The 23,981-nt window shown below is 71.8% G+C and carries 18 protein-coding genes; 13 read left to right on the top strand and 5 right to left on the bottom strand.

Annotated elements, in window-relative coordinates:
* Window positions 1–26 precede the first annotated feature (26 nt).
* The 4 genes from ACFY9E_RS31065 (at window position 27) to ACFY9E_RS31050 (ending at window position 4,371) form a co-directional block, all read left to right on the top strand.
* Window positions 27–563: a hypothetical protein gene (locus ACFY9E_RS31065; protein WP_390989500.1), complete on the top strand. Its 537-nt coding sequence runs from the start codon at window positions 27–29 to the stop codon at window positions 561–563.
* Window positions 564–761: 198 nt separating this feature from the next.
* Entirely contained in the window at window positions 762–947 is a 186-nt protein-coding gene (locus ACFY9E_RS31060) for a hypothetical protein (protein ID WP_390989499.1), read from the top strand.
* Between the two features lie 128 nt (window positions 948–1,075).
* On the top strand, window positions 1,076–4,126 hold the full coding sequence (locus ACFY9E_RS31055; protein ID WP_390989497.1) for an AAA family ATPase: 3,051 nt from the start codon (window positions 1,076–1,078) through the stop codon (window positions 4,124–4,126).
* A gap of 59 nt (window positions 4,127–4,185) precedes the next feature.
* Complete coding sequence (locus ACFY9E_RS31050) at window positions 4,186–4,371, top strand: DUF6191 domain-containing protein (RefSeq protein ID WP_390989614.1); 186 nt, start codon at window positions 4,186–4,188, stop codon at window positions 4,369–4,371.
* Window positions 4,372–4,375: 4 nt separating this feature from the next.
* On the opposite strand, the gene ACFY9E_RS31045 is transcribed toward ACFY9E_RS31050, so the two are convergent.
* Both ACFY9E_RS31045 and ACFY9E_RS31040 read right to left on the bottom strand, forming a co-directional pair.
* Window positions 4,376–5,548: a PQQ-dependent sugar dehydrogenase gene (locus ACFY9E_RS31045; RefSeq protein ID WP_390989496.1), complete on the bottom strand. Its 1,173-nt coding sequence runs from the start codon at window positions 5,546–5,548 to the stop codon at window positions 4,376–4,378.
* Between the two features lie 122 nt (window positions 5,549–5,670).
* On the bottom strand, window positions 5,671–6,669 hold the full coding sequence (locus ACFY9E_RS31040; RefSeq protein ID WP_390989494.1) for an aldo/keto reductase: 999 nt from the start codon (window positions 6,667–6,669) through the stop codon (window positions 5,671–5,673).
* A 77-nt stretch (window positions 6,670–6,746) separates the two neighbouring features.
* On the opposite strand from ACFY9E_RS31040, the gene ACFY9E_RS31035 reads away from it, so the two are divergent.
* The 6 genes from ACFY9E_RS31035 to serA all read left to right on the top strand — a co-directional run bounded on the left by ACFY9E_RS31035 (window position 6,747) and on the right by serA (window position 16,738).
* Window positions 6,747–7,697, top strand: a complete 951-nt coding sequence (locus ACFY9E_RS31035; protein WP_390989492.1) for an NAD(P)-dependent oxidoreductase — start codon at window positions 6,747–6,749, stop codon at window positions 7,695–7,697.
* Window positions 7,698–8,133: 436 nt separating this feature from the next.
* Entirely contained in the window at window positions 8,134–11,139 is a 3,006-nt protein-coding gene (locus ACFY9E_RS31030; RefSeq protein ID WP_390989490.1) for an EAL domain-containing protein, read from the top strand.
* A gap of 224 nt (window positions 11,140–11,363) precedes the next feature.
* Window positions 11,364–13,214 (top strand): acetolactate synthase large subunit, encoded by a 1,851-nt coding sequence (locus ACFY9E_RS31025; RefSeq protein ID WP_390989488.1) that lies wholly within the window; start codon window positions 11,364–11,366, stop codon window positions 13,212–13,214.
* A 21-nt stretch (window positions 13,215–13,235) separates the two neighbouring features.
* The gene (gene ilvN / locus ACFY9E_RS31020; RefSeq protein WP_003993148.1) at window positions 13,236–13,760 is read left to right on the top strand and encodes an acetolactate synthase small subunit; all 525 of its coding nucleotides are present in this window, start codon (window positions 13,236–13,238) and stop codon (window positions 13,758–13,760) included.
* Window positions 13,761–13,881: 121 nt separating this feature from the next.
* Complete coding sequence (gene ilvC, locus ACFY9E_RS31015) at window positions 13,882–14,880, top strand: ketol-acid reductoisomerase (RefSeq protein ID WP_031137995.1); 999 nt, start codon at window positions 13,882–13,884, stop codon at window positions 14,878–14,880.
* A gap of 268 nt (window positions 14,881–15,148) precedes the next feature.
* The gene (serA, locus tag ACFY9E_RS31010) at window positions 15,149–16,738 is read left to right on the top strand and encodes a phosphoglycerate dehydrogenase (protein ID WP_390989486.1); all 1,590 of its coding nucleotides are present in this window, start codon (window positions 15,149–15,151) and stop codon (window positions 16,736–16,738) included.
* 53 nt (window positions 16,739–16,791) lie between these two features.
* On the opposite strand, the gene ACFY9E_RS31005 is transcribed toward serA, so the two are convergent.
* Window positions 16,792–18,345, bottom strand: a complete 1,554-nt coding sequence (locus ACFY9E_RS31005) for an MFS transporter (protein WP_390989484.1) — start codon at window positions 18,343–18,345, stop codon at window positions 16,792–16,794.
* A gap of 86 nt (window positions 18,346–18,431) precedes the next feature.
* Between ACFY9E_RS31005 and ACFY9E_RS31000 the strand changes: the two genes are divergently transcribed.
* Window positions 18,432–19,010, top strand: coding sequence for a TetR family transcriptional regulator (locus ACFY9E_RS31000; protein ID WP_390989482.1), 579 nt, complete (start codon window positions 18,432–18,434; stop codon window positions 19,008–19,010).
* Window positions 19,011–19,020: 10 nt separating this feature from the next.
* Here ACFY9E_RS31000 and ACFY9E_RS30995 read toward each other — a convergent pair whose 3' ends face one another.
* Both ACFY9E_RS30995 and ACFY9E_RS30990 read right to left on the bottom strand, forming a co-directional pair.
* On the bottom strand, window positions 19,021–19,671 hold the full coding sequence (locus ACFY9E_RS30995) for an HAD-IA family hydrolase (protein ID WP_390989480.1): 651 nt from the start codon (window positions 19,669–19,671) through the stop codon (window positions 19,021–19,023).
* A 14-nt stretch (window positions 19,672–19,685) separates the two neighbouring features.
* Window positions 19,686–21,098: a helix-turn-helix domain-containing protein gene (locus ACFY9E_RS30990; protein WP_390989478.1), complete on the bottom strand. Its 1,413-nt coding sequence runs from the start codon at window positions 21,096–21,098 to the stop codon at window positions 19,686–19,688.
* A gap of 152 nt (window positions 21,099–21,250) precedes the next feature.
* Between ACFY9E_RS30990 and ACFY9E_RS30985 the strand changes: the two genes are divergently transcribed.
* Both ACFY9E_RS30985 and pruA read left to right on the top strand, forming a co-directional pair.
* Window positions 21,251–22,177: a proline dehydrogenase family protein gene (locus ACFY9E_RS30985; protein ID WP_390989476.1), complete on the top strand. Its 927-nt coding sequence runs from the start codon at window positions 21,251–21,253 to the stop codon at window positions 22,175–22,177.
* Between the two features lie 167 nt (window positions 22,178–22,344).
* Complete coding sequence (gene pruA / locus ACFY9E_RS30980; protein WP_390989474.1) at window positions 22,345–23,976, top strand: L-glutamate gamma-semialdehyde dehydrogenase; 1,632 nt, start codon at window positions 22,345–22,347, stop codon at window positions 23,974–23,976.
* The last annotated feature ends 5 nt before the right edge of the window (window positions 23,977–23,981 follow it).

The following is a 23,981-nucleotide window of genomic DNA, read 5'->3' as shown; positions in this document are numbered from 1 at the left end:
CAGACAGCGACCCTACGGTGCGAGACATGGCAACGAACGCAGTGGACGAGACCGAGGCCACCAAGGCCACGACCGACGAGAGGGCGGTGGACACCACCGAGTCCGACGAAGTGCCCCAGAGCGAGGTCCCGGCCGCGGCCGAGGACGCGCAGACCAAGGAGGAGGGCCCCTCCGGCGTCGGACAGGGCGCCGCGGCCGTGGTCTCCGCCGCGCTGGGCCTCGTCTCGCTCACCGGCAGCTGGATCGGCACCGTGGCCTCCGCGCGCCAGAACCTCATCGGTCAGCTGGAGACCGCGCAGAACGCGGGCGTGGCCCAGCAGATCCAGGCGGTCTACGGCGACGCCTGGCAGACCACCGCCCTGTGGGGCGGCCTGTTCGCGCTGATCGCGCTGGTCGTCGGCGTCGTGACGCTCGCCCGCCCCGCGTTCGGCACGCCCGGCAGGATCCAGGCCCCCTGGATCAAGTCCGTCGCCTGGGCCGGAGTCGCGCTCGGCGTCATCGGCCTGTTCCTGGCCGTGCTCAAGTACACCGGCATCCTGCTCGGACTGCCGTCCGCGAGCTGAGCCGCCGCACGTCCTGAGGGGTCTCAGGGGTTCCGTAAGCACCTTACGGAACCCCCTGGGGCCCCTCAGCCGTGTCTAAGGCCCCTCGTACCGCCGAAGATGCGGAACTCTCCCGATGTGGCCGCCCCACCTGGGAGACGAGAGTGAGGTCATCGCGGAGAAACCCTCCGTGACCGGCCCTCTCACCAAGGACACACCATGTACGAGTACGAACTCCAGCAGCTGCGCACCGCCGACCTCATCCGCCGTGCCGACCACGAACGCCTGGTCCGCGAGGCCACCCGGGCCCGTCGCGCGGCCCGGCACTCGGTGGAGGAACACTCCGCCGAGCACGAGAGCCATAGCCGCCGTTTCCGCCGGCTGCGGTCCGCCCGGACGGCGTGAACACCGGGGCGGGACCGGCCACCGTCATGGCCGCCCGCGGAGCAGCGGCCGTCGTTCGCACCGGAACGGCGGCCGCCGTTCCGGCCGTTCACCGGAAAACCGGTGCCGCGCCGTCCGACCCGCATGCGATGCTCGGGGCCGTGGAGACCAGGTCCGTCAGCCCCGTGTTCGTCGGCCGTGTCGAGGAGCTGGGCACGCTGCACGACGCGCTCGTCCGCGCCGGCGAGGGCGAGCCCCAGGCGCTGCTCATCGGCGGGGAGGCCGGAGTCGGCAAGACCCGCCTGATCGAGGAGTTCGCCGCCGCCGCCCGCCGCCGCGGGGCGGTGATCGCGCTCGGCGGCTGCGTGGAGATCGGCGCCGACGGGCTGCCCTTCGCCCCCTTCTCCACCGCCCTGCGAGCACTGCGCCGCGAACTCCCCGGCGAGCTGGCCGCCGCGGCCGCCGGCCAGGAGGAGGAACTGGCCCGCCTGCTGCCCGAACTGGGCGAGTCGAGGGCCGGGCGGCACGACGAGGACGGCATGGCCCGCCTCTTCGAGCTCACCGCACGCCTGCTGGAACGCGTCTCCGCCGAGCACACCGTCGTCCTCGCCCTGGAGGACCTGCACTGGGCCGACGCCTCCACCCGGCATCTGCTCTCCTACCTCCTGCGCACCTTGCGCACCGGCCGTCTCGTCGTCCTCGCCACCTATCGTTCCGACGACATCCACCGCCGCCATCCGCTCCGGCCCCTGCTCGCCGAACTGGACCGGCTCCGCACGATCCGCCGCCTCGAACTCGCCCGCTTCAACCGCGACGAGGTGTGCCACCAGATCGCCGGGATCCTCGCCCACGATCCCGAGCCGGACCAAGTCGACGCGATCTTCGAACGCTCCGACGGCAACGCCTTCTTCGTCGAGGAACTCGCCGTCGCCGCCCACGAGGGCTGCCGGACCGGCCTGACCGACTCGCTGCGCGATCTGCTGCTCGTCCGCGTCGAAAGGATGCCGGAGCCCGCCCAGCAGGTCGCCCGGATCGTCGCCGAGGGCGGCTCCACCGTCGAGTACCGGCTGCTGGCCGCCGTCGCCCGGTTCACCGAGGACGACCTCATCGAGGCGTTGCGGGCCGCCGTGAACGCCGGCATCCTCGCCCCCGCGCCCGGCGGCGACGGCTACCGCTTCCGGCACTCCCTGGTCCGCGAGGCCGTCAGCGACGACCTGCTCCCCGGCGAACGCTCCCGCCTCAACCGCCGCTACGCCGAAGCCCTGGAGAGCGACCCCGCCCTCGTCCCCGCCGACCAGTGGACCACCCGCCTGGCCAGCTACTGGTACCACGCCCACAACGCCGCCAAGGCCCTGCCCGCCGTCCTCGAAGCCTCCGTCTCGGCCCGCCGCCGGCACGCCTACGCCGAGCAACTCCGGCTGCTGGAACGGGCCATGGAACTGTGGGACAGCGCCCCCGACGCCGTACGCCGCACCCTGCGCCCCGTCGACTACGCCGAGGTCTACCCTCCCTGCGGATGCGACCCGGCCACCACCGCCCTGCGCTACCTGGACCTGCTGGCCGAGGCGGCCGTCGCCGGACGGCTCTGCGGGGAACGCGAACGCGCCCTGAAGATCACCAAGCGGGCGCTGCGCCTGCTGGACGAGGAGAGCAGGGGGGACCCCCACCGTGCCGCCTGGTTCTGGATCCAGCGCTCCCGGCTGGTGCAGGGGCTGGCCAGGGGCGACGGCTGGAAGGAGATCGCCACCGCACAGGAACTGGTCCGCGGCCTGCCGCCGTCCGAGGTGCACGCCGAGGTACTGGCCACGGCCGCCCACTGGTCGATGCTCCACGAACCGGGCCCGGACGCCCTGACGGCCGCCGAGCGTGCCGTCGAGTACGCGCGCATGGTCGGCGCCGACGACATCGAGTCCAATGCCCGGCTCACCCTCGGCGGACTGATGGTCGACGCCGGGCAGACCGACACCGGGCTCGGCCACATGTACGACGTCAGGGACGAGGTGGTCGCCCGGGGCCTCGCGGCGATCGTGGGCCGCAGCCATGTGAACCTGCCCTCCGTCCTCGAAGGCGTCGGCCGCTCCGAGGAGGCCGTCGGCATCCTGCGCGAGGGCCTGCGGCTCACGGGGACGATGGGCCTGCGGGACGCCGAGGCCTGGATCTGGAGCAACCTCGCCGAGTCGCTCGTCTCCCTCGGCCGCTGGGACGAGGCCGCCGAAGCCGCCGGCAACGCCCAGCGACGCGGCCAGACGGCCGGCCCGCACGGGTCCGGCGCCAACTGCCTGGCCTTCCTGGCGCTCGCGCGCGGGCAGGTGCCCGAGGCGGCCCGCCATCTCGCCCAGGGCCGCGCCGCCTACGGCCCGCACGACCCCATGCCGCAGCACGACCTGCCGATCTCCTGGCTCACCATCGCGCTCGCCGCCGCCGAGGGACGCCTGGCCGACGCCCGCGCCGAACTGGGCCGCGCCCTGGAAGCGGGCTTCCCGCTCGGCACCCAGCGCTACGCCTGGCCCCTGCTGCTCGAAGCGGCCACGGCCGAGGCCGACTCCCGGGCACTGCCGGCCGCCCGCGAGGGCCGCGAGGACGTCCTGGACGGCATCCTCGGGGCCGCCAAGCGCCTCACCACCCACGCCCCCGTCTGGCTCGCCCACGAGCAGTGGGTCCGCGCCGAACTCCACCGCGCCGAGGGCCGGAGCGACCCCGACGCATGGTCCGAGGTGGTCACCGCCTTCGAACCCCTTGACCGGCCCTACGACCTCGCCCGCGTCCGGTACCGCCTGGCCGAGTCCCTGCTGGCGGTCGGCGGCGAGGACGAGCGTGACCGCGCCACGGAACTGCTCCGCCTCACCCACACCGTCGCCGGACACCTCGGTGCCCGGCCGCTCGCCGACGCCGCCCGTGCGCTCGGCCGGCGCGCCCGCCTCCCGCTCACGCGTGCCGGGGAACCGGGCCCCGCGGCGGCCGACCCCGTCGAGGCCCTCGGCCTCACCAGCCGGGAACGGGACGTACTGCGCCTGGTCGCCGCCGGTCACACCAACCGCCGGATAGCGCAGGAGCTGTTCATCTCGCCGAAGACCGCGAGCGTGCACGTCTCCAACATCCTCGGCAAGCTCGGCGTCTCCGGGCGGGGCGAGGCCGCGGCGGTGGCCCACCGGCTGGGGCTGTTCCCGGCCGAAATGCTCATGCCCGGTCCGGCGGGCTGAGGCATACGCTGTAAGGGGCGTCGCGGATGCCGCGGGCCCCGCGGCCCTGGGAGGCTCCGTTGTTCAACGTGTTCGAGGAACTGTTCTCACCCGGGCGCAAGCACACCCGCGACGAGCAGAACCGCCTGGAACTGACCCGCGAGGACGTCGGGGACGGTGATCCCGGACGCGGGCCGATAGATCTCGCGTCCGGGAAGGTCGTCGTACGCCCGCCCGAGGAGGAACCGGAGAACCCGGTGGACTAGGGGCCTAGCCCACCTTCACTTCGAGGATCCGGTCGTCCCCGTCCTTCGGGTTGCCCCGGCCGTCCGTGTTGCTGGTCACCAGCCACAGCCGGTCGCCGCCCGCCGGCACCACCGTGCGCAGCCGGCCGTACTCGCCCTCCAGGAAGGCCTGCGGCTCGGCCGAGGCCTCGGTGCCGTTCAGCGGGATGCGCCACAGCCGCTTGCCGCGCAGCCCCGCCATCCAGATCGACCCCTCGGCGTAGGCGATGCCGCTGGGGGAGGCCTCAGCCGTGCTCCACTGGTCGACCGGGTTGTGGAACCGCTTGTCGCCGGACCGGCCCTCGGCCTCCGGCCAGCCGTAGTTGTCCCCCGGCTTGATCGCGTTGAGCTCGTCCCAGGTGTCCTGCCCGAACTCCGCGGCGAACAGCCGCTGCCTGCCGTCCCAGGCGAGGCCCTGCACATTGCGGTGCCCGTACGAGTACACCGGCGAGTCCGGGAACGGGTTGCCCGGCGCCGGTTCGCCCTCCGGGGTCAGGCGCAGGATCTTGCCGCCCACGGAGTCCTTGTCCTGGGACAGGCCGGTCTCACCGCTCTCACCCGTGCCCACGTACAGCATCTTGTCCGGGCCGAACGCGATGCGGCCGCCGTTGTGGATGAAGCCCTTGGGGATGGCCTTGAAGATCGTGTCGGGCGCACCGAGCTGCTCACCGGCGGGCTTCCGCTCGTCGTGGATCATGCGGACGACGCGGTTGTCGGAGGCCGAGGTGAAGTAGGCGTAGACCATGTGGTCCGAGGCGTAGTCGGGGGACAGGGCGAGGCCGAGGAGACCGCCCTCGCCGGCCGCCGAGACCCCCGGCACCTCGCCCACTTCGGTCTTCCTGCCGGTCTTCTCGTCGACCCGGAGGATCGTCCCGTCGTCCCGGGAGGCGACGAGCAGCCCGCCGCCCGGCAGCGGAGCGAGCCCCCAGGGGGACTTCAGGCCCTCGGCGACGGTGCGCACCACCTTCACCGAACCCTTGGCGGGAGGCGTCTCCTCGGCGGGCTGCCCCGGCGGTGCGGACGACCCCGGCGCCGTACGGACGGGGGAGGAGCTGTCGTCGGCACCGGACGGCCCTCCGCCGTCGTCGGAGCAACCGGCCGTCAGCAGGAGCGCGGCGGCGGCCAGCACGGCCGGGACGGCTCGACGATGCACGATCATGGTCCCTTCGACGGGGCAGGTCCTCTCCCTGTCATACACCGCTCGCGGCTCTGAGGTTCCCGATCGCGCAAGGCCGAACCGGGAACGCGGGGTTTGCCCGAAACGCACCCGGCGGGACCGGCTCAGTCCCACGACCCCTGGGCCGGGGGCAGCCGGGCTATCTCCTCGAGATCGTCGAGGGTCAGGCGCAGTGCCGTCGCGCCCGTGTTCTCCGTGACCCAGCGCTCCTGCTTGGTGCCCGGGACGGGGACCACGTGCGGGCCCTGGGCCAGCACCCACGCGAGGGCCACCTGGGCGGGCGTGACGTCAGCGCCGTGCCGGCGGGCCACGCGGCGCAGGCTCGCGACGAACGGCTGGTTCGCGGCCATCATCTCGGCGGTGAAGCGGGGGTGCCGGGCGCGCAGGTCGTCCGCCTCGAAGCCCGCGCCGGGCCGCAGCCTGCCGGTCAGGAAGCCGTTGCCCAGGGGCATCGCGGCGAGGAAACCGACGCCCCGCGTCTGGCACCACGGCAGCAGGGTCTCCAGCGCCTCCGGCGACCACACCGACAGCTCCGCCTCCACCGCGCTCACCGGGAAGACCTGTTGCACCCGCTCCAGCTGCCGGATCGTCCCGTCGTGCAGCCGGGCCCCGGGACGGCGGCCGGCCCGCGCGCCCACCGCGCACAGGCCCAACGCCCGTACCTTTCCGGCCTGCACGAGCTCCGCCATCGCGCCCCAGGTCTCCTCGACCGGCACCTCGGGGTCGGCCCGGTGCAACTGGTAGAGGTCTATGACGTCCGTCTGGAGCCGCCGCAGCGACGCGTCGCAGGCCCGCTTCACATACCCGGGGCGGCCGTTGGCGACGATGTGCTGGTCGCCCACGAGCAGCCCGACCTTCGTCGACACGAACGCGTCGGACCGCCGCTCCTTCAACGCGCGCCCCACCAGCAGCTCGTTGGTGAAGGGGCCGTACATGTCGGCCGTGTCCAGCAGGGACGCGCCCAGGTCGAGCGCCCGGTGCACCGCCCTGAGCGACTCGTCGCCGCGCCGCCGCGACGCGCTGTAGGCCCAGCTCATCGGCATGCATCCGAGTCCGACGGCCCCCACCGCGAGCGCCGCCGCGCCGATCGTCCTGCGCTCCACCTGGTCGTGACCCTCCCTGTTCGAGCCACCCCAACCTAACCTCTGCCGTCGCACGCTCCTGACATAGCCTCCAGAGCATGACTGCTGACGTGTGGCTGCCCATCCCGCCGGACGAGATCGAGGGACTCCCCGCGGGCCTGGACTACCGGTTCTGGAACGGCGCCGAGGACTTCCCCGCGGACCCGGCCGACTGCGCCTTCTACGTCGTCCCCTACATGAAGCCCAGTCCGCTCTGTGTGCGTCCCCTGGGGCGGATGAGCAACGTGCAGGTCGTGCAGACCCTCTCCGCGGGCATCGACCACGTGGAGCCCGGACTCGGGCACCTGCCCGCGGGCGTGCGGCTGTGCAACGCGCGGGGGGTGCACGAGGCCAGCACCGGCGAGCTCACCCTCGCGCTGATCCTCGCCTCGCTGCGCGGGATCCCCGACTTCGTCCGCGCACAGGACCGGGGGGAGTGGCTCGGCGGTTTCCGGCCCGCGCTCGCCGACAAGAACGTCCTCATCGTGGGATACGGCTCGATCGGCGAGGCCATCGAGGACCGGCTCGTTCCGTTCGAGGTGGCGCGGGTGGCGCGCGTCGCGCGCTCCGAGCGCACCACGGCGCGCGGGCCGGTGCATCCGCTCACCGAGCTCCCCGCCCTGCTGCCGGAGGCGGACGTCGTCATCCTGTCCACCCCGCTCACCGAATCCACCCGTGGCCTGGCCGGAGCCGACTTCCTGTCCCGGATGAAGGACGGCGCGCTCCTCGTCAACGTCGCCCGCGGCCCCGTCGTCGACACCAAGGCCCTGCTCGCCGAGCTGGAGAGCGGCCGCATCACCGCCGCCCTCGACGTCACCGATCCGGAGCCGCTGGCGCGCGAACACCCCTTGTGGCGTGCGCCGGGGGTACTCATCAGCCCTCATGTCGGCGGACCCACCTCCGCGTTCCTTCCGCGCGCCAAGCGGCTCCTGGTGGACCAGTTGCGCCGTTATGTGAACCGGGAGCCGCTCCGCAACGTGATTCTCACGACGGGTGCATCAACCGACTGAGAGACCTTCGAGTACCGTCCGCAATCCTCCGGGTGCGGTGGGTACTCATATATCTGTTGATCGTCACGGAGCGTAGAGAACCTATGTCCCTGAGTGACGACACTGGTGTATCGTCCCGACAGGGGCTGCGCCGGGGATCGTTCGGCGCCGGGGACGGACACTTCAGACTGTGAGGGGGGCGACAGGCGATGCACGGCCTTTGGACGAGCGATCCGACGGGGCGGGGCGGCCGGCGGCGACCCTGGCGGACGACCGCCGGCGGACGCGGTCACCACGCCGGTCACGGCGACCACCACACCCACCACACCCACCACAGCGAACGCCGCGGCGGACACCCCACCGAACAGAGCCATCGCCCCCGCAGGCCCGGCAGCCGCAGAAGGCACGACCAGCCGGTTCACCGGGACCCGGGAGTGACGCGGACCGGGAGGACCCGGTGAGCGCGCCCCCCACCTCCACGCTGGACGGAGCGCTGCGGGCACAGCCTTCGTCACCGGGCGCGCTGCCGCCTCGCATGCCGGTCTCCGGCCGCCGGCCGGGTCCGGCCCTCCAGCTCGTCCTCGCCCTGGTCTGCGCGGGATACGTCCTCGGTGCGGCGCTCGGCTGGGGTTCGTACGAAGTGGCCCTGTTCATGGGCGACTTCGGGCTGAGCGCCGCAGCCGCCACCGCCGCCGTCTCGTGCTTCCTCTACGCACGCAGCCGCGGCACCCGCTTCCGGCCCGCATGGCTGCTGTTCAGTCTGTCCTCGACGATGGCCGCCCTGGGCAACCTGGTCTGGGGGTGGTACGAGGTGGTCCTGGGGCTGCCCGTGCCCAGCCCCAGCTACGCCGACCTGTTCTTCCTCTGCTTCGCGCCGCCCGCCATCGTCGGGCTGCTCGTGCTCGCCAAGCGGCCGGTGACCAAGGCCGGCTGGGTCTGCCTCGGGCTGGACGCCTGGCTGATCGGCGGCTCGCTGCTCACCCTGGCGTGGAGCCTCGCCCTCGCCCAGGCCGCGAAGTCGGAGGGCCCCGGCGTGGCGCACATCGCGCTGTCGCTGGCGTATCCGCTGCTCGACATCGCGCTGGTCAGCATGGTGCTCGCCCTGCACTTCAGGCGGTCCGCGGTGAACCGCTCCGCGGTCAACACCGCCATCGGCGCCCTCGCGCTCACCGTGATGTGCGACGCCCTGTTCACCTCGCCGCTCATGCACCACGACTACCGCTCCGGCCAGCTGCTCGACGCGGGCTGGTTCGCGGGCTCGCTGCTCCTGGCGTACGCCCCGTGGGCCGGGTCCCGGGACGCCGACCGGCACGGCCCGGACCGGCACGGCACGGGGCACACCCGCGTGGTGCACGAGCACCTTCCCGGGCAGCGCAGCGGGCCCCACCACCAGGCGCCGCTGCCCGGCGCCGAGCACAGCCGGTACCCGGCCGCCCGGCCCATCGCCGGCTCCCTCGCCGCCCTCACGCCGTATCTCGCGGCCGCCGTGTGCACCCTGGGCATCCTCTACAACGTCCTCAACGGCCGCAGCGTCGACCGCGTGGTCCTGCTGACCGGGGGCACCGTCGTGCTCGCGCTCGTCGTGCGTCAGGGCATCATGCTGCTCGACAACATCACCCTCACCCAGGAACTGGCGCAGAAGGAGAACCACTTCCGCTCCCTGGTGCAGGGCTCCAGCGACGTCATCATGATCGCCGCCCCCAGCGGCGTCCTCAGGTACGTCTCCCCGGCCGCCGCAGGGGTGTACGGCCGCTCGGCGGAGGAGCTGGTGGGTACGGAACTGGCCAACCTGATCCACCCCGAGGACCTGGGCTGCGTCGTGCACGAGGTGCGCAGGTTCCTCGCCGCCCATCCCGTCGAGGAACCCACCACCCGCATCGAGTGCCGCTTCCGCTCGGGCGACGGAGGCTGGCTGAACGTCGAGTCGACCGTCAACCGCCATCACGGCGGCCTCATCTTCAACAGCCGGGACGTGACCGAAAGGGTGCGGCTCCAGGCCCAGTTGCAGCACAACGCCGAACACGACCCCCTCACGGACCTGCCCAACCGCGCCCTGTTCACCAAGCGCGTCCAGCACGCCCTCTCGGGCCGCCGCGCCTCCGACCGGGGCGTGGCCCTGCGGAACACGGCCGTGCTCTTCATCGACCTCGACGGCTTCAAGGCCGTCAACGATTCGATCGGGCACCAGGCCGGGGACGAACTGCTCGTCCAGGCAGCCCGCAGACTCCAGGAATCCGTCCGGCACGGCGACACCGCCTCCCGGCTCGGCGGAGACGAGTTCGCGGCCCTGATCGCCGGGGACAACACCCGCGACCGCGCCGCCCGGGAACGGCACATCCTGGAGCTCGCCGACCGCCTCAGGACGACGCTGTCCCAGCCCTACCTCATCGGCGGCAACGATGTCCGGGTCAACGCCTCCATCGGCGTGGCCTTCGCGGACGCCGGCCTCGGCGCGGGCGAACTGCTGCGCAACGCCGACCTGGCCATGTACCGCGCCAAGGCCGGCGGCAAGGGCCGCGTCGAGCTGTACAAGCCGCAGATGCAGCAGGACGTCGTCCGCAAGGCCGAGCTGGCCACCCGCCTGCGGGCCGCGCTGCACGACGGGGAGTTCGCCCTGCTGCACCAGCCGGTGGTGTCCCTGGAGGACGGCCGGATCACGTCGGTGTCCGCGCAGGCGCGCTGGCGCTCCTCGCAAGGGGTGCTCTTCACCCCCGCGGAGTTCCTGCGGGTGGCCGAGGACAGCGAGAAGACCGCCGAGCTGGGCCGCTGGATGATCGAGGAGGCCGTCGAGCAGGCCGCCGAGCGGCACGCGACCGGGCTGTCCGTGCCGGTCGTGGTCCGGATGAGTGCCCGCCGGCTGCTGGACCGGTCGATGCCGCTGGGTTCGATCGAGGCGCTGCTCACGCGGCACGGGCTGCCGCCCGGGTCGCTGATCATCGAGTTGTCGGACGCCGACCCCAGGGTCCCGCTGGACGAGCTGGAGCGGCGCCTGAGCGCCCTGCGGCGGGTCGGCGTACGGATCGCGCTCGACGGGTTCGGCAGCGGCTACGCGGCGATCACGGCCCTCAGGCGGCTCCCCGTCGACGTCCTGAAGCTCGACCGAGGCCTGGTCGAGGGCGTCGTCGAGTCCGCGCGGCTGTACAAGATCACCAGCGGGCTGCTGCGCATCGCCGGCGATCTCGGGCTGAAGTCCATGGCCGAAGGGGTGGATCTGCCCGAGCAGGTCATCGCCCTGCGCGCGATGGGCTGTACGCACGGGCAGGGCATGGCGTTCTCCGGGCCGCTCGACGAGTACCGGCTGCGCCGGGCACTCGCCGGCGGCCACTATCCGGTGCCGAACGGGCCGGCCGAACCGGCGTTCGCGGGGGGCACTCCGCGGCTGTACAGCTCGGGCGTGTCCGCCGTCATCGGAGGCGGCACGGCCCTCCGTTCACATAATGAGACTCCCGTCCCACCCACTTGACAGTGAGTGCGTGCCGGGGGGAGGGTCAGTGCCATGCGCACCCGAATTCTCGTACTTGGAAAGCGCGTCGGCTGACGCTGAGCCTCGACCGCTCAGCGACCCCACCCGGCGCGCTCCCCTCGCTTGCCTCATGGCACGAGGGGTTTTTTGTTGCACAGGCACCTTTCGTGCGACAGCCGAAGACCGTCGAAACCTCGCAAAAACCCTCAGCATCTGAGAAGAGAATGCCGATGACCGAGCAGGCCACCGGGGCCCACCACCCGCAGCCCCGGCCCCGATCCGGAGGACACTCCGCCCCCGAGCAGGTGACGGGCGCGCAGTCCCTCATCCGCTCTCTCGAGGAGGTCGGCGCCGACACGGTATTCGGCATTCCCGGTGGTTGCATCCTTCCGGCGTACGACCCGCTGATGGACTCCACCCGCGTGCGTCACATCCTGGTGCGCCACGAGCAGGGCGCCGGTCACGCGGCCGAGGGGTACGCGCTGGCCACCGGCAAGGTCGGCGTCTGCATGGCGACCTCGGGCCCCGGCGCGACCAACCTGGTCACGCCGATCGCCGACGCGCACATGGACTCGGTGCCGATGGTCGCGATCACCGGACAGGTGGCCTCCAAGGCGATCGGCACGGACGCCTTCCAGGAGGCGGACATCGTCGGCATCACCATGCCGATCACCAAGCACAACTTCCTCGTCACCAAGGCCGACGACATCCCGCGGGTCATCGCCCAGGCCTTCCACATCGCCTCCACCGGCCGTCCCGGCCCGGTCCTGGTCGACATCGCCAAGGACGCCCTCCAGGCGAAGACGACCTTCTCCTGGCCGCCGGTCATGGACCTGCCCGGCTACCGCCCGGTGACCAAGCCGCACGCCAAGCAGATCCGCGAGGCCGCCAAGCTGATCACCCAGGCCAAGCGGCCGGTGCTGTACGTCGGCGGTGGCGTGCTCAAGGCCAAGGCCACCGCCGAGCTGAAGGTCCTCGCCGAGCTCACCGGCGCGCCCGTCACCACCACCCTGATGGCGCTCGGCTCGTTCCCGGACAACCACCCGCTCCACCTGGGCATGCCCGGCATGCACGGCTCGGTGGCCGCCGTCACCGCTCTGCAGAAGGCCGACCTGATCGTCGCCCTCGGCGCCCGCTTCGACGACCGCGTCACCGGCAAGCTGGACAGCTTCGCCCCGCACGCCAAGATCGTCCACGCGGACATCGACCCGGCCGAGATCGGCAAGAACCGCGCCGCCGACGTGCCGATCGTCGGTGACGCCCGCGAGGTCATCGCCGACCTGGTCCAGGCGGTGCAGAAGGAGCACAGCGAGGGCCACCGGGGCGACTACAGCGCCTGGTGGAAGGACCTGAGCCGCTGGCGCGACACCTACCCGCTCGGCTACGACCAGCCCGACGACGGCTCGCTCTCCCCGCAGCAGGTCATCGAGCGCATCGGACAGCTCGCCCCCGAGGGCACGATCTTCACGGCGGGCGTCGGTCAGCACCAGATGTGGGCCGCGCACTACATCGAGTACGACAAGCCGGGCACCTGGCTGAACTCCGGCGGCGCCGGAACGATGGGCTACGCCGTCCCGGCCGCCATGGGCGCCAAGGCCGGCGCGCCGGACAAGTCGGTCTGGGCGATCGACGGCGACGGCTGCTTCCAGATGACCAACCAGGAGCTCGCCACCTGCGCCCTGAACAACATCCCGATCAAGGTCGCCGTCATCAACAACGGTGCCCTCGGGATGGTCCGCCAGTGGCAGACCCTCTTCTACAACCAGCGGTACTCCAACACCGTGCTGCACTCCGGCCCGGACGACGTCAACCCCGAGGCCCGCGGCACCCGCGTCCCCGACTTCGTGAAGCTGTCGGAGGCCCTGGGCTGCTACGCGATCCGCTGCGAGTCCCCGGACGACCTCGACAAGGTCATCGAAGAGGCGAACTCGATCAACGACCGCCCGGTCGTGGTCGACTTCATCGTCCACGAGGACGCGATGGTCTGGCCGATGGTCGCCGCCGGCACCTCCAACGACGAGATCATGGCCGCCCGGGACGTCCGCCCCGACTTCGGCGACAACGAAGACGACTGAGAGCCGTAAAGGAAGCAGATCATGTCCAAGCACACGCTCTCCGTCCTGGTGGAGAACACCCCCGGCATCCTCGCCCGGATCGCCGCCCTGTTCTCCCGCCGCGGCTTCAACATCGACTCGCTCGCGGTCGGTGTCACCGAGCACCCCGACATCTCCCGCATCACCATCGTCGTCGGCGTGGAGGACCTGCCGCTGGAGCAGGTCACCAAGCAGCTCAACAAGCTCGTCAACGTGCTGAAGATCGTCGAGCTGGAGCCGTCGCAGGCGGTGCAGCGCGAACTCGTCCTGGTGAAGGTGCGCGCCGACAACGAGACGCGCTCGCAGATCGTCGAGATCGTCCAGCTGTTCCGCGCCAAGACCGTCGACGTCTCCCCGGAGGCCGTCACCATCGAGGCCACCGGATCCGGCGAGAAGCTGACCGCGATGCTCAAGATGCTGGAGCCGTACGGCATCAAGGAGCTCGTCCAGTCCGGCACGATCGCGATCGGCCGCGGTGCCCGTTCCATCACGGACCGGTCGCTGCGCGCTCTGGACCGGTCGGCGTAAGAACCGGAACGGGCGGTCGGCGCGCCGTCGGCCGCCCGTATTCCGAGACCCTCAAGCTTCCCTTCCGCCCCCCGTCATACGGTGGGACGCAACACCTGCACTCCCGAGGAGAGAACCCAAAGTGGCCGAGCTGTTCTACGACGCCGACGCCGACCTGTCCATCATCCAGGGCCGCAAGGTCGCGGTCATCGGGTACGGCAGCCAGGGCCACGCCCACGCGCTGTCGCTCCGTGACTCGGGTGTCGACGTCCGCGTCGGTCTGCACGAGGGCTCCAAGTCCAAGGCCAAGGCCGAGGAGCAGGGTCTGCGCGTGGTGAGCCCGTCCGAGGCCGCCGCCGAGGCCGACGTCATCATGATCCTCGTCCCGGACCCCATCCAGGCCCAGGTCTACGAGGAGCACATCGCCCCGAACCTGAACGACGGCGACGCGCTGTTCTTCGGCCACGGCCTGAACATCCGCTACGGGTTCATCAAGCCCCCGGCCGGCGTCGACGTCTGCATGGTCGCCCCCAAGGGCCCGGGCCACCTGGTGCGCCGCCAGTACGAGGAGGGCCGCGGCGTTCCGTGCATCGCCGCCGTCGAGCAGGACGCCACGGGCAACGCCTTCGCGCTGGCCCTGTCGTACGCGAAGGGCATCGGCGGCACCCGCGCCGGCGTCATCAAGACGACCTTCACCGAGGAGACCGAGACCGACCTGTTCGGTGAGCAGGCCGTCCTCTGCGGTGGCACCGCGGCGCTGGTCAAGGCGGGCTTCGAGACGCTGACCGAGGCCGGCTACCAGCCGGAGATCGCCTACTTCGAGTGCCTGCACGAGCTGAAGCTGATCGTCGACCTCATGTACGAGGGCGGCCTGGAGAAGATGCGCTGGTCGATCTCCGAGACCGCCGAGTGGGGCGACTACGTCACCGGCCCGCGGATCATCACGGACGCCACCAAGGCCGAGATGAAGAAGGTCCTCGCCGAGATCCAGGACGGCACCTTCGCCCAGCAGTGGATGGACGAGTACCACGGCGGCCTGAAGAAGTACAACGAGTACAAGAAGCAGGACTCCGAGCACCTGCTGGAGACCACCGGCAAGGAGCTGCGCAAGCTCATGAGCTGGGTCGACGAGGAGGCGTAAGCCGCCTGCCCGAGGGGCCGGAGCATCCCGCTCCGGCCCCTTCGGCGAACCCCGGGTAACGTCGGTGGTACGGCGTTGTCCATCCCGTCCGGCCACGGACGGGTGATCCTTCCGCAGCGGCACAGGACGATGCCCCCGGCGCCACTAGACTGCTGCACACATACGCGTCAGGCCCACAGCGTCGTGCGTCTTCCACGCGGCAAGCAACCCTCCACCGCCTGCGGCCGTCGGGACGGCCGTCCGCAGCACTGGACTTGTGAGGACTCACGTGAGCTCGAAACCCGTCGTACTCATCGCTGAAGAGCTGTCGCCCGCCACCGTCGACGCCCTGGGCCCGGACTTCGAGATCCGCCACTGCAACGGCGCGGACCGAGCCGAGCTGCTCCCGGCCATCGCCGACGTGGACGCGATCCTGGTCCGTTCGGCCACCAAGGTCGACGCCGAGGCGATCGCCGCCGCGAACAAGCTGAAGGTCGTCGCACGAGCCGGCGTCGGCCTGGACAACGTGGACGTCTCCGCCGCCACCAAGGCCGGCGTGATGGTCGTCAACGCCCCCACCTCGAACATCGTGACCGCCGCCGAGCTGGCCTGCGGTCTGCTCGTCGCCACGGCCCGCAACATCCCGCAGGCCAACGCCGCGCTGAAGAACGGCGAGTGGAAGCGCAGCAAGTACACCGGTGTCGAGCTGGCCGAGAAGACCCTCGGTGTCGTCGGCCTCGGCCGCATCGGCGCGCTCGTCGCGCAGCGCATGTCGGCGTTCGGCATGAAGGTCGTCGCCTACGACCCCTACGTGCAGCCCGCGCGCGCCGCGCAGATGGGCGTCAAGGTGCTGTCGCTGGACGAGCTGCTCGAGGTCTCCGACTTCATCACCGTCCACCTCCCCAAGACGCCCGAGACCCTCGGCCTGATCGGTGACGAGGCGCTGCGCAAGGTCAAGCCGAGCGTGCGCATCGTCAACGCCGCGCGCGGCGGGATCGTCGACGAGGAGGCGCTGTACTCCGCCCTCAAGGAGGGCCGGGTCGCCGGTGCCGGTCTCGACGTGTACGCGAAGGAGCCCTGCACGGACTCCCCGCTGTTCGAGTTCGACCAGGTCGTGTGCACCCCGCACCTCGGCGCCTCCACCGACGAGGCGCAGGAGAAGGCCGGTATCGCGGTCGCCCGCTCGGTGCGCCTCGCCCTCGCCGGTGAGCTCGTGCCGGACGCGGTGAACGTGCAGGGCGGTGTCATCGCCGAGGACGTCAAGCCGGGCCTGCCGCTCGCCGAGCGTCTCGGCCGGATCTTCACCGCGCTCGCCGGTGAGGTCGCGGTCCGCCTCGACGTCGAGGTCTACGGCGAGATCACCCAGCACGACGTGAAGGTGCTGGAGCTGTCCGCGCTCAAGGGTGTCTTCGAGGACGTCGTCGACGAGACGGTGTCGTACGTCAACGCCCCGCTGTTCGCGCAGGAGCGTGGTGTCGAGGTGCGCCTCACCACCAGCTCCGAGGCGACCGAGCACCGCAACGTGGTCACGGTGCGCGGCACCCTCGCCGACGGCGAGGAGGTGTCGGTGTCCGGCACGCTGGCAGGCCCCAAGCACCTGCAGAAGCTCGTCGCCGTCGGGGAGTTCGACGTCGACCTCGCGCTCGCCGACCACATGATCGTGCTGAAGTACGAGGACCGGCCGGGCGTCGTCGGCACGGTGGGCCGCATCCTCGGCGAGGCGGGTCTCAACATCGCCGGCATGCAGGTGTCGCGGGCGGCGGCCGGTGGCGAGGCGCTGGCCGTGCTGACCGTGGACGACACGGTGACCGCGGGTGTGCTGGCCGAGGTCGCGGCGGAGATCGGTGCCACGTCCGCGCGTTCCGTGAACCTGACCTGACCCTCCCGGGGGCTTCGCCCCCGGGCCCCCGTTCGCCCCGAACGGGCTGATCCTCACACGCCGGACGGGCTGACAGTGTCGGCCCGTTCGGCTTTTTCCCGCCCCGGCACGCGGCCGTGGACCCGTCGCAGGGTCACCGCCGCCGCTGCCGCCGCTGCGGCCAGCAGGATCGCGCCCGTGACCGCCGCCGCGTGCATGCCGCTGGTGAAGGCCTCGCGTGCCGCCGTCGCCAGGGCGTCCCCCGCGCGCCCCGGGAGCCGGTCGGCCACGGCGAGGGCGCCGCCCAGGGTCTCGCGGGCCGCAGCGGGTGCCGAGCCCGGGATCTCGTGGCGGTAGACGGCCGTGCCGATGGAGCCGAGGAAGGCCATGCTCAGCGCGCCGCCGAACTCCGTGCCGGTCTCCAGCAGGGACGAGGCCGCGCCCGCCTTCTCCATCGGGGCGGAGCTCAGGGCGAGGTCGGCCACCTGGGACATGACGGTGACGATGCCGCAGGCCAGGACGGCGCAGGCGGCCAGCAGAAGCCACAGGGAGTCCGTGCCGGCCAGGGCCAGCATCACGTAGCCGCACGAGGCGACCGCGAAGCCTCCGCCGACGACGTACGCGCGGGGAACACCCCGCTGGACGAGGTGGGCGCCGACCGGGGCCGCGAGTCCGATGGGCACCGACGGCAGCAGGCTCCACAGCGCCGCCTCCAGGGGGCTGTTGTCCAGGACCGACTGGATGTACTGGGTCGTGAAGTAGGCCGAACCCATCATGCCGAAGGCGGCGACGAGGTTGAGGACGACGGCCGGGCTGAAGCCGCGGCCCCGGAACAGTTCCGGGGAGATCAGCGGGGAGGCCACCGTGCGCTGGCGGTGGACGAACAGTGCGGCGAAGAGCAGGCCGACGGTCACCGACATCACGTACCGCACGTTCCAGCCCTCGGACGCGAGTTCCTTCAGGCCGTAGATCACGGGGAGCACCGCCGCCATCGACAGGGGAACGCTCAGCAGGTCGAAGCGGCCGGGGTTCGGGGTGCGCGACTCGGGCAGCAGCACGGGGCCGAGGACGAGGAGCAGCAGCATCGCGGGCAGGTTGACCAGGAAGACCGAGCCCCACCAGAAGTGCTCGACGAGCACCCCGCTCATCACCGAGCCGAGCGCGATGCCGGCCGTCATCACGCCCGACCACACGCCGATCGCCTTGGTGCGCTGCGCCGGGTCGGTGAACATCGTGCGCACGAGCGCCATCGTGGAGGGCATCAGTGTCGCGCCGCCGATGCCGAGGACCGCGCGGGCGGCGATGAGGGTCTCGGCGCTGGTGGCGTAGGCCGCGACCAGGGAGGCCGTGCCGAAGGCGGCGGCGCCGATCAGCAGGAGCCTGCGGCGGCCGATGCGGTCACCGAGCGAGCCCATCGTCATCAGCAGGCCGGCCAGCACGAAGCCGTAGATGTCGAAGATCCACAGCTGCTGGGTGGCGCTCGGTTCCAGGTCGGCGCTGATCGCGGGGATCGCGAAATAGAGGACGGAGACGTCCATCGAGACCAGCAGCAGCGGGAGCATCAGCACGCCGAGGGCCGTCCATTCGCGGCGGCCGGCGAGGGCGGGAGGGTGCGGGTTCGTCGTCATGGGCAGGACTGTACGAGCGTATTAAACGTTTGTCTAGTACGGCTGTTTAATACGCCCGTCTGGATCGGGGGGTAAGGTGGCGAGGCATGGGACACCGTGAGGATCTGCTGGAGGGCGCCAAGCGCTGCCTGCTGGCGAAGGGCTTCCTGCGCACGACAGCGCGCGACATCGTCAAGGAGTCGGGCACCAACCTGGCATCGATCGGCTACCACTACGGCTCGAAGGACGCGCTGCTGGCGCAGGCGTACGTCGAGATGGTGGAGGGCATGTCCGACGCCTTCGAGGGGGGCGGCGAACTGCGGGGCGAGCCAGGGTCCCTGGAGCGGTTCACCGGAGTGTGGGCGAACATCATCGGGACCATGCGCGACCCCGGGTCCATGTGGCGCCTCAGCATGGAGATCGTGGCCATGGGGGACCAGCTGCCGGAGGTGCGGGAGCATCTCGCGCGGGCCCAGCGGGAGGGGGCGCGCGGCATCGTCACGCTCTTCCACGGTGGCGACGAGGACGAGGTGACGGACGAGCAGGTGGACACCGTCGGGTACTTCTACCTGACCCTGATGATGGGGCTCATGGCGCAGTGGACCTTCGATCCGAAGAGCGCGCCGGAGGCCGAGCAGCTCGCCGCCGGGCTCCGCCGGGTGATCGAGGCCGCCGGGGGGAAGTGACGCGTCCCCCTCAGCCGGGGGCGTCGACGACCGAGTCGATGGCGGACGCGGTGTCGGGGGCGGTCCGGGTGGGAGTGTGTGCCGTCCCGGTCCAGGGGCGGCCGGCCGACACCCAGACGCTGCGGACGCCGATGCCGGCCGCCCCGGCGATGTCGGCGTGCGGGGAGTCGCCGATCATCCAGGCGCCGTCCAGGGTGGCGCCGACGGTGGCGGCAGCGGCGTGGAAGATCTCCGGCGCGGGCTTCTTGTGGCCGACCGCCTCGGAGACGACCCAGCCGTCGGCCAGCGTGTCGAGACCGGTGCCGCGGATCTTGGCCTCCTGCTGCGCGGTGCGGCCGTTGGTGACGATGACCAGGGTCCAGCCGGCGGTGGCCGCCCGGACGAGGGCGGAGCGGACGGGACCGGACAGGACCACGCGGTCGGCCGCGCCCCGGTCGAGCAGCGAGCGGACGGCCGGGCCGGGGACCTTCTCGCCGTACCGTGCGCGCACGGCCCGGGCCACCTCGGCGCGGGGCGTGTAGCCGCCGGCGTCGACGGTCATCAGCCACTCGGCGTCGTGCGCGGGCAGGGCGTGCACGGCCAGGAAGTCCACGACCGCCGCTCGGAACGCGGCGTCCCGGTCGACCAGGGTGTTGTCCAGGTCGAGCAGCAGCAGGGGCATGGGCGGGACGGTCCTTACAGCCGGTGTGCCTTCAGGGTCATGTGCAGCAGCAGCCGGTCCTCGCCGTCGTCCAGGTCGAGTCCGGTGAGCTTCTCGATCCGGGACAGGCGGTAGTACAGGGTCTGGCGGTGGACGCCCAGCTCGGCGGCGGCCCGGGCGGCCTGGCCGGCGCAGTCGAGGTAGACCTCGGCCGTCCGGGCGAGTTCGTGGTGGACCGGGGCGAGCAGGGTCCGGGCGGCGGGGTCGCGGGCGATCTCCGGGGGCAGGGCGGTCAGCAGCCGGAACGGCCCGATCGACGCCCACTGCGCGACCGGCCCCAGCCGCGCCTCGGCCAGCGCCGCCCGGGCGGCGGCCGACGCCTCCCACCAGGCGGCCGCCAGGTCGGCGAGGCCGGAGCGGGGGGTGGCGACACCGGCGGCTGGGCCCCCGGCTCCGCGCGACGCGTCACCGGGGCGGCCGGGCGGGGCGGCACCGGTCGCTCCCGCGGCGGACGCCGTGGGGTGGGGCCTGGCGGAGCGTGACATCCCGGTCGGTCCGCCCACCCCGCTCGCCGCGCCGTCCGAGCCGCCGGCTCCGCCCGGACCACCGGAGCCCGGCCCCTGCGCAGCCGTGCTCGCCGGGCCGCTCGCCCCGCGCGCCCGCTCCAGCAACCGCCCCGCCGCCGTGGTGGCCGGAGTCAGGACCTCGGGGGAGCGCAGGCGCAGGAGCACGGCCACGCACTGGGCCGTCGCCCCCCACGGCAGGGTGCACAGGGCCGTCGCGCCCGGGACCGCGCGGACCGACGGGGCGTCGTCCGGGTCGGCCGAGGGCCAGGGGGCGATGCACACCAGGGTGTGGAGGCCGTCGGCCCGGGGGCCGAGGGCCGTGCGGAGCTCGGCGACGGCCATGTCGCTCTGCCAGCCGCGCTCGGCGGTGAGCACGGCCCGGAGCTCACGGCTGAGGTCGGCGCCGTGCTGTGCCTCGTCCGCGAGCAGGGCCCCGATGCGGGCCGTGACCTGCATGGCGTCGGAGAGCCGGCGCTCGCTCGGGCCGGGATCGTCGTCCAGGAGCCAGACGTAGCCGTGGACCACGCCCCGGTGGCGGACGGGGAGGCAGATCCGGCCCCGGTAGACACCGGCCTCCGGGGTCGGCGGGATGCGGACGGGACCCGTCGCCCGCGTGATGCCGAAGCCCTCGAACCAGGCGCGGACCGCCGCCGTCGAGCGGCGGGTGAGGATCGAGCGGGTGCGCACGGGGTCCAGGGCCGACGGATCGAGGTCGCCCTCACTGTCGTACGCCCCGAAGGCGATCAGCTCGAAGTCCCGGTTCTCCAGGGTCGCGGGCGCGCCGAGCAGCTCCGAGATCTCGTCGACCAGCTCCTCGTAGTCGCCCCTGTGTTCCGACGTCACCCGGGCATTGTCCCGCACTTCCCGAACCCCTTCATACATCTGTCTGAGATCTGCGGCACGGATGCGTGACAGCTGTCGATGGCAGACGATCGGAGGGATCCTTAGGTTTCACGGTGGTTCTCCGTGCCGTACCCGACGCGTCCTTCGCGAAGGGTCCGGCCCTCACGTTGCTTGTGCTCTGGAGGTGCCCCGTGCTGGGTCCCGTGATTCTCGCCGCGTCGCGCAGCGACCGGATGCGACGCCTGATCTCGGCGGCCCCGGTGACCAAGCAGGTCGTCGACCGCTTCATCCCGGGCGAGGACGTCGACGACATCGTCCCCGTCATCCGGAACCTGACCGGGCAGGGCCTGGAGCTGACGATGGACGTCGTCGGCGAGGACATCACCAACCCCACGCAGGCCGCCGCCGCCCGGGACGCCTACCTGGAGCTCGTCGACCGCCTCAAGCCGCTGGAGCTCGGCACCCGCGCCGAGATGTCGGTGAAGCTGTCGATGTTCGGGCAGGCCCTGGAGGACGGCCACGAGCTGGCCCTGAAGAACGTCCGCCCGGTCGTCGAGGCCGCCGCCGAGATCGGCACCACGGTCACGCTCGACGCCGAGGACCACACCACGCTGGACTCGATGTTCGCCATCCACGAGGAACTGCGGAAGGACTTCCCGCAGACCGGCTGCGTCATCCAGGCCTACCTCTTCCGCACCGAGGACGACGCCCGCCGCCTCGCCGCGAGCGGCAGCCGGGTCCGCCTGGTCAAGGGCGCCTACAAGGAGCCGGCCTCGGTCGCGTACCAGGACAAGCACGAGATCGACCGGGCATACGTGCGGATCCTGCGGACGTTGATGGAGGGGGAGGGGTACCCGATGATCGGGTCCCACGACCCGCGCCTGATCGCGATCGGCCAGGAGCTCGCCCACCGGGCCGGGCGCAAGCCCGACGAGTACGAGTTCCAGATGCTCTACGGCATCCGCGGCGAGGAGCACCTGCGGCTGGCCGCCGAGGGCCACAGGATGCGCGTGTACACCGCCTACGGCACCGACTGGTACGGCTACTTCATGCGGCGACTCGCGGAGAAGCCGGCGAACCTGCGCTTCTTCGCCAGGAGTGTGATCACACGTGGCTGATGGAACGAGGCCGTGCTGCGGCCCCTGCCGGGGGTCCGGGGGTCGTCCCCCGGGAAGGCACGGCATGCGGCGACTCGCGGAGAAGCCGGCGAACCTGCGCTTCTTCGCCCGAAGCATGCTCACCAAGGGCTGACCGAATCACCGCTCAGTAAGGAGTTACGGAAAACATGGACGCTGTGACCCAGGTCCCCACCCCCGTCAACGAGCCGGTGCGCGGCTACGCTCCCGGCTCGCCGGAACGGGCGCGGCTGGAGGCCCGGCTGAAGGAGCTGGCCGACAACCCGATCGACCTGCCCTGCACCATCGGCGGTGAGAAGCGGATGGGCGGCGGCGAAGCCTTCCAGGTCGTCCAGCCGCACAACCACCAGGCCGTGCTCGGCACGTACCGCAACGCCACGCAGGCGGACGCCCAGGACGCGATCGACGCGGCCCTGGCCGCCGCGCCCGCCTGGCGCGCCATGTCCTTCGACGACCGCGCGGCGATCATCCTGCGCGCCGCCGAGCTGCTGGCCGGCCCCTGGCGCGAGACGCTCGCCGCCTCGACCATGCTCGGCCAGTCCAAGACCGCCCAGCAGGCCGAGATCGACACGCCCTGTGAGCTGGTCGACTTCTGGCGCTTCAACGTCTCCTACGCCCGCGACCTGCTGGCCGAGCAGCCGCCGGCGAACGCCCCGGGGGTGTGGAACCGTCTGGACCACCGCCCGCTGGAGGGCTTCGTCTACGCGATCACGCCCTTCAACTTCACCGCGATCGCGGGCAACCTGCCGACGGCCCCGGCCCTGATGGGCAACGTCGTCGTCTGGAAGCCGTCCCCGACGCAGACGCACGCCGCCGTGCTGCTCATGCAGCTGCTGGAGGAGGCCGGTCTGCCCAAGGGCGTCATCAACCTTGTCACCGGCGACGGCATCGAGGTCTCCAAGGTCGCCTTGGAGCACCGTGACCTCGCCGGCATCCACTTCACCGGCTCGACCCCCACCTTCCAGTACCTGTGGAAGACGGTCGGCGCGAACATCGAGAAGTACCGCACCTACCCGCGCCTCGTCGGCGAGACCGGCGGCAAGGACTTCCTCGTCGCCCACCCCTCGGCCGACCCGGCGATCCTCAAGACCGCCCTGACCCGCGGTGCCTTCGAGTACCAGGGCCAGAAGTGCAGCGCCACGTCCCGGGCGTACATCCCCGCCTCGATCTGGAACTCCGGCTTCAAGGAGGAGTTCGCCGCCGAGGTCGACGGCATCAAGATGGGTGACGTCACCGACCTGTCGAACTTCATCGGCGCCGTGATCGACGAGCGTGCCTTCGCCAAGAACAAGGCCGCCATCGACCGTGCCAAGGACGACTCCTCCTGCACGATCGTCGCGGGCGGCACCTACGACGACTCCGAGGGCTGGTTCATCCGTCCGACGGTCATCGCGTGCACCGACCCGGAGAACGAGGTCTTCCGCACCGAGTACTTCGGCCCGATCCTCGCCGTGCACGTCTACGAGGACGACCGGTACGACGAGATGCTGACCCAGATGGAGGCCGTCTCCGACTACGCCCTGACCGGCTCGGTCATCGCGGGCGATCGCGCCGCGGCCGCCCACACGGCGAACAAGCTGCGTTACGCGGCCGGCAACTTCTACATCAACGACAAGTCGACCGGCGCCGTCGTCGGCCAGCAGCCCTTCGGCGGCGGCCGCGCCTCCGGCACCAACGACAAGGCCGGCGCCCCGCAGAACCTGATGCGCTGGACCCTGACCCGCGCCATCAAGGAGACGCTGGTCCCGCCGACCGACTACACCTACCCGCACATGGGCTGACACCC

Origin of the sequence: Streptomyces sp. NPDC012466, from assembly GCF_042955215.1 — a bacterium.
GTDB lineage: Bacteria > Actinomycetota > Actinomycetes > Streptomycetales > Streptomycetaceae > Streptomyces.
Note: the sequence above shows the minus strand (reverse complement) of the source record. Positions and strands in the feature narration are given on the sequence as shown.